Genomic DNA, 5,755 nt, shown 5'->3' on the forward strand with positions numbered 1-5,755 from the left:
CCGGCCACCGGTGACGGCGGGCCCGGCCCGGCCCGCTCACCTGCCGCTGCCGCAGCGCCACCAGCAGACACAGCGCCCCCACCGCCATCAGCGCGGCCAGGTGCTCCTTGCCCGCCAGGTTCTCCTTCACCAGCACCTCCACGACCATGGCCGCCGTCACCGCGCCCGCCGTCGCGTAGGCGCCGTACCGCCAGCCCACGAACACCGCGAGCCCCACCACGGCCGCCGACGGGCCGGTGTCCACCACCTGCGCGTCGGTCCACGGCAGCCCGAACGGGGCGTGCGCGCCGAGCGTGATGCCCAGGCGCGCGTACAGGGTCCCGGCGAGCGTGGCGACGTAGGCGAGGGCCAGCGTCCGCCACCGGCCCAGGCACAGCTCGGCGATGCCGAACACCAGCAGGATCTGCGCCAGCGCGCCCCACACCGGCAGGTCCAGCGCGGGCACGTACAGCGACAGGGGGGTGCGCAGCAGGGCCAGCCACAGCGGGTCCTCGGCCCGTACGGCACCCAGGTCCTGCACCAGCCGGAAACCCCACGGCTGGTTCTGCACGTAGTGCAGCGAGGCCGTCAGGCCCACCGCCGCGAGCGTCATCGGTACGGCCGCCGGACCCCGGTCGCGCAGGCGGGTCCGCACGGCGGCGTGCAGCGGCCCCCACTCGGTCCGGGCCCAGCGGGCGAGCGCCCTCACCCCGCGTCCCTCGTCGAACGTGCCGCCGTCGAGCGTTCCGGCCATCGAGCGTTCCCCCGTCGAGCGTGTCTCATCGGTGCGTGTCCAGGTGCCTGCGGTGCAGCCACTTCGGCAGTCCCGGCGCTTCGAGGAAGCCCTCCGCGCGAGCCGACGCGAGGCCGATGCGCGGCAGGTCCGCGCTCTTCTCGAAGAGCAGGAACCGCGGCTCCCAGATGGGCCGGTACTTGGCGTTGGCGCGGTACAGCGACTCGATCTGCCACCAGCGGGAGAAGAAGCTGAGCAGCGACCGCCACAGCCTCAGCACCGGTCCGGCGCCGAGGCGCGCGCCACGTTCGAAGACCGACCGGAACATCGCGAAGTTGAGTGAGACCTGCGTGATCCCGATCTCGCCGGCCCGCCGCAGCAGCTCGATGACCATGAACTCCATCAGCCCGTTGTCGGAGTCCCGGTCCCGCCGCATCAGGTCCAGGGACAGCCCGTGCGGCCCCCACGGCACGAAGGAGAGCAGCGCCCGCAGCCGCCCCTCGGCGTCCGTGCACTCCAGCATCACGCAGCGGCCGTCGCCGGGGTCGCCGAGCCGGCCGAGCGCCATGCTGAAGCCGCGCTCGGTGGCGCCGTCGCGCCAGTCGTCGGCGCGCTCGACGAGGAACGCCGTCTCGTCCGGCGGGATGTCCGCGTGCCGCCGGATCCGCACCTGGTACCCGGCCCGCCGCACCCGGTTGTACGCCTGCCGGACGGTCCGCATGGCCCGGCCCTCCAGCGTGAACTCGGCGACCTCCACGATCGCCTCGTCACCGAGTTCGAGCGCGTCCAGACCGTGCCGGGAGTAGACCGTCCCGGCCTCCTCGCTCGCGCCCATCACCGCCGGGATCCAGCCGTGCGCCCGCGCCTGCGCGAGCCACGGCCCGATCGCGCCCGGCCACGCCTCGGGGTCCCCGATCGGATCCCCGGACGCCAGGCTCACCCCGCCCACCACCCGGTAGACGACGGCCGCCTTCCCCGTCGGCGACCACACGGCACTCTTCTCCCGGCGCAGCGCGAAGTAGCCGAGCGAGTCGCGCTCGCCGTGCCGCTCCAGCAGTGCACGCAGCCGCATCTCGTCGTCCTCGGTGAGCGGGTCGACGGCCCGCCGGGAGCGGAAGGCGGCGTAGAGGACGGCCAGGACGAGGGCCGTACTGAGCACGTTGATCGCCACGTTGGCCCAGTTCGGCGGGTCGATCCCGGGGAAGCGGGCCTCCTCGGCCGCCACGGACACCAGCCGCAGGGTGCCGTAGTGCCAGCGCTCCGGGAACGTCGCGCGGGCCGCGTCCGGCGCCTGATCGGTCACCGTCACCAGCAGCCCGGCCAGCAGGCTCGCCACCAGCCCGCCGCCGACGGCCACCGTGGCCGCGAGCCGGGGGTTGGACCGGTCGCCCTTGGCGTAGAACTCCCGGCGGCCGACGAGCAGCGCGGCCACGAAGGCGGCGGTCAGCGCCAGGGACACCCAGTTCTGCGCGTACCGCCGGATCTCCGGGAACGCCATGGCGAACGCGAACAGGGCCAGGAAGAGGCCGCTCATCACCAGGTTGAGGATCCACGCGGCCCGTTTCCGGCGCCGCATGGTGATCGCCAGGAACGCGGTGAAGACACCGGAGGCGAAGCCGGCCGTCAGCAGGTACGGCGTGAAGAAGTCGTCCTGGTTGTGCCGGCGCACGTCCTGGCCGAGCGAGACCCATGCCGCGCTGAGGAAGTTGATGAAGGCGACGGTCCGCAGGTACCAGACGGCGAACGCGGCGGCCCGCCGGGAAGCCCCCGTGGACCGCCGCACCCGCTCACCCGGCCGCGCCGCCTCGACACGCTGCTCCACGGCAATTCGGGCATCTCCCATGGGGCAGGATCATATGGGCGCGGCTCTGGCGAACCGCACTTTTCACACCATCGAGGACATCGCCCTCTCGCTTCCCCCGACCCCGCTTCCCGGCCGGCCCGTCGCCGGCGGACGGGTCACTCGGGGAACTGCTCCGTTCCCTCCGTCTCCGGGACCTGCTCGGTCTCCGGCTCCTCCGGCTCCGCCAGCTCCTCCGGCTTCTCCGGCAGCTCGGCGGCCAGCGCCGCGGCGGACCGCACCAGGGGCAGCGCCAGCAGCGCGCCGACCCCCTCGCCGACCTTCACGCCCTGGTCCAGCAGCGGCTCCAGGGCCATCCGGTCCAGCGCCTTGGCCTGCCCCGGCTCCCCGCTGGCGTGTCCGGCCAGCCACCAGTCCGGCGCCCGGAACGCGACCCGCTGGGCGACCAGCGCGCACGCGGCGGCCACGACCCCGTCGAGGATCACCGGCAGCTTGCGCACCGCGCACTGGAGCAGGAACCCGGTCATCGCCGCGAGGTCCGCCCCGCCCACCGTCGCCAGCAGCTGCAACTGGTCCCCGAGCACCGGCCGGGCCCGGCGCAGCGCGTCCCGGATCGCCGCGCACTTGCGCATCCACGCCAGGTCGTCGATGGCGACCCCGCCCCGCCCGGTCACCACGGAGGCGTCGGTCCCGCACAGCGCGGCGATCAGCACCGCCGCCGGGGTGGTCCCGCCCACGCTGACATCGCCGAGCACCACCAGATCGGTGCCCGAGTCGGCCTCCTCGTCGGCGACGGCGATCCCCGCGCGCAGGGCGGCCTCGGCCTCCTCCGGGGTGAGCGCGTCCTCGATGTCGATACGGCCGCTGCCCCGCCGCACGCGGTACCGGCTCACGTCCTTCGGCAGGGCGTCCGGCGCGCAGTCCAGGGCCATGTCCACGACCCGTACCGGCACCTCCAGCCGGCGCGCGAGCACGGACACCGGACTCGCACCCTCCAGCACCGCCCGCACCAGCTGCTCCGCCCCGCCCGCGGGCCGCGCCGAGACGCCCAGCCCGGCGACGCCGTGATCACCGGCGAACAGCACCACCCGCGGCCGTTCCACCGGCCGTACCGGTACGGTGCCCCGCGCGGCGGCCAGCCACTCGCCCAGCTCGTCGAGGCGGCCCAGCGCCCCCGGCGGCACGATCCGGCGCTCCCGCCGGGCCTCGGCGTCACGGCGCACGCCCCCGTCCGGGCGCTCGATCAGATCGGTGAAGTCGTCCAGTTCAAGGCTGCTCATTCGCCGAACAGTACCGCCAGTGAACGAGGGCTCCCGCGCCACGTCGCCACCACATCCGCACGGCGTCATTGCACCGCGGAACCCGATCCCATACGTTCCGGTTTGCCGCGGAATGTCGCACAGGGAGCCGCCCATGCCGACCTCGCCCCTCACCCCGCAGATCACCACCCCCTTCGACCCCTTGCAGGAGCCGCGCCGCGAGGACTGCCCCTGGTGCGGCTCGCGGAAGCTGCGCACCCGGCTGCGCGCGCCCGACCCGCTGCGGCACCGGGCGGGCACCTTCGTCCTCGACGCCTGCCGGGACTGCGGCCATGCCTTCCAGAACCCGCGGCTCAGCGCGGAGGGACTCGCCTTCTTCCACCGGGACTTCTACGAAAGACAGCTGGAGGAGTTCACCGCCCGCGTCCTGTCCGCCCGGGCGGTCCAGCGCCGGCACCGCGCCACCGCCCGGCGGCTGTCGGCCTTGCGCGAACCGGAGAGCTGGCTGGACGTCGGCACCGGCCACGCCCGCTTCCCCGAGGCGGCGAAGGAGTTCTTCCCCTACACCAGCTTCGACGGGCTGGATCCGACGGCGCGGGTCGAGCAGGCGCTGCTGGAGGGGCGGGTCGAGGAGGCGCACCGCGGCTATCTGTCGACGCCGGGGACGGCGGCCCGGCTGCGCGCCCGCTACGACGTCGTCACCATGTTCCACCACCTGGCGCACGCGCCCGACCCGCGCGCCGAACTGCGCGCCGCGCTCACCGTGCTGCGGACCGGCGGCCACCTGGTCGTCGAAGTCCCCGACCCCCGGTGCGTGTTCGCCCTGCTGCTCGGCAGGTGGTGGCTGCCCTACGGCCAGCCGCGCCACCTGCACCTGCTGCCCCTGGCCAACCTGCGGGCGGAACTGGAGCGCCTGGGCTGCGCGATCCTGGTGACGGACCGCAGGGATCCGCACGTGCCCCACGACCTGTCGGCGGCCGTCGCCCTCCTTCTGGCCCACGCCCACCCCCTGGTCCAGCTGGCGGCGACCCCGTTCATGGACCTGGCCGCGGCACTGGACCACGGACTCGGCCCGCTCCTGCGCCGCACCCGCTTCTCCAACGCGTACCGGATCGTGGCCCGGAAGGACGCCGGGTAGGCCCTCGGAGCGCTCGCCCTCAGCCCCGCAGCACCAGCGCCTGACCCGCCACCACCAGCACCACCTGCTCGCACTCCGCCCCGAACGCCGCGTTCAGACGGCCGAGTTCGTCGCGGTAGCGGCGGCCGGAGGCGGTCGCGGGGACGATGCCCGAGCCGACCTCGTTGGACACGGCCACCACCGTCCGCCGCGCGGCGCGCACCGCGGACGTCAGCTCCCGTACCCGCTCGCGCAGCGCCTTCTCGCCGCCGCCCGCCCACTCCGCGTCGTCCCACGCCCCCACGGAGTCCATCGCGTCCGTCAGCCACAGCGACAGACAGTCGATCAGCAGCGGCGGCCCGGCCTCGGCCAGCAGCGGCACCAGGTCCGTCGTCTCCGTCGTACGCCACGACCCCGGCCGCCGCTCCCGGTGCGCGGCCACCCGCGCCGCCCACTCGGTGTCCCCGCCCCGGGTGCCGCCCGTCGCCACGTACAGCACCTCGGGAAAGGTCTCCAGCCGCCGTTCCGCCTCCACCGACTTGCCCGAGCGCGCCCCGCCCAGCACCAGCGTCCGGCGCGGCACGTCCGGCACGTCCTCGTACGCGCCCACCACGAGCGTCGTACCGTCCGGCACCGCCCGCGCGCCGGCCGCCGCGAGCCGGCGGCGCAGCTCCGGGCCGGGCGGCACGTCGTGGTCCAGGTGGACGGCGAGCACGTCCGTCGTGGGGCCGACCGAGCCGACCGCGCGGAGCCGGGCGACCGCGTCGGGGCGGCCCACGACGTCCGCGAGGAGCATGTCGTACGACTCCGCCGTGGCCTCCGCGAGACCGGCCGGCGCCCCGCCCGGCGGCAGGTACAGCAGCCGC

At 74.9% G+C, this 5,755-nt stretch carries 5 protein-coding genes; 1 reads left to right on the forward strand and 4 read right to left on the reverse strand.

Annotated elements, in window-relative coordinates; genetic code table 11:
* The 3 genes from CCN44_RS45700 to cobT all read right to left on the reverse strand — a co-directional run.
* The coding region (locus CCN44_RS45700) for a hypothetical protein (RefSeq protein ID WP_208639886.1) at positions 1-688 on the reverse strand (688 nt) is incomplete at its 3' end.
* 70 nt (positions 689-758) lie between these two features.
* A complete protein-coding gene (locus tag CCN44_RS33270) occupies positions 759-2,555 on the reverse strand; it encodes a phosphatidylglycerol lysyltransferase domain-containing protein (protein WP_237482033.1) in 1,797 nt (598 codons plus the stop codon).
* 116 nt (positions 2,556-2,671) lie between these two features.
* Entirely contained in the window at positions 2,672-3,793 is a 1,122-nt protein-coding gene (cobT, locus tag CCN44_RS33275; protein WP_086701995.1) for a nicotinate-nucleotide--dimethylbenzimidazole phosphoribosyltransferase, read from the reverse strand.
* Between the two features lie 133 nt (positions 3,794-3,926).
* On the opposite strand from cobT, the gene CCN44_RS33280 reads away from it, so the two are divergent.
* The gene (locus CCN44_RS33280; protein WP_059248908.1) at positions 3,927-4,910 is read left to right on the forward strand and encodes a class I SAM-dependent methyltransferase; all 984 of its coding nucleotides are present in this window, start codon (positions 3,927-3,929) and stop codon (positions 4,908-4,910) included.
* A 19-nt stretch (positions 4,911-4,929) separates the two neighbouring features.
* Here the strand turns inward: CCN44_RS33280 and CCN44_RS33285 are convergent.
* Positions 4,930-5,755 (reverse strand): bifunctional adenosylcobinamide kinase/adenosylcobinamide-phosphate guanylyltransferase (locus CCN44_RS33285; RefSeq protein ID WP_086701997.1); only part of this gene is annotated, 826 nt, incomplete at its 5' end.

The organism is Streptomyces tricolor, from assembly GCF_002155905.1.
Lineage (GTDB): Bacteria > Actinomycetota > Actinomycetes > Streptomycetales > Streptomycetaceae > Streptomyces > Streptomyces tricolor.

Excerpts from the sequence above, each read along its gene's own strand:
- CCN44_RS33270 (WP_237482033.1), bottom strand. The coding sequence starts at position 2,555 with ATGGGAGATGCCCGAATTGCCGTGGAGCAGCGTGTCGAGGCGGCGCGG.
- cobT (WP_086701995.1), bottom strand. The coding sequence starts at position 3,793 with ATGAGCAGCCTTGAACTGGACGACTTCACCGATCTGATCGAGCGCCCG.
- CCN44_RS33280 (WP_059248908.1), top strand. The coding sequence starts at position 3,927 with ATGCCGACCTCGCCCCTCACCCCGCAGATCACCACCCCCTTCGACCCC.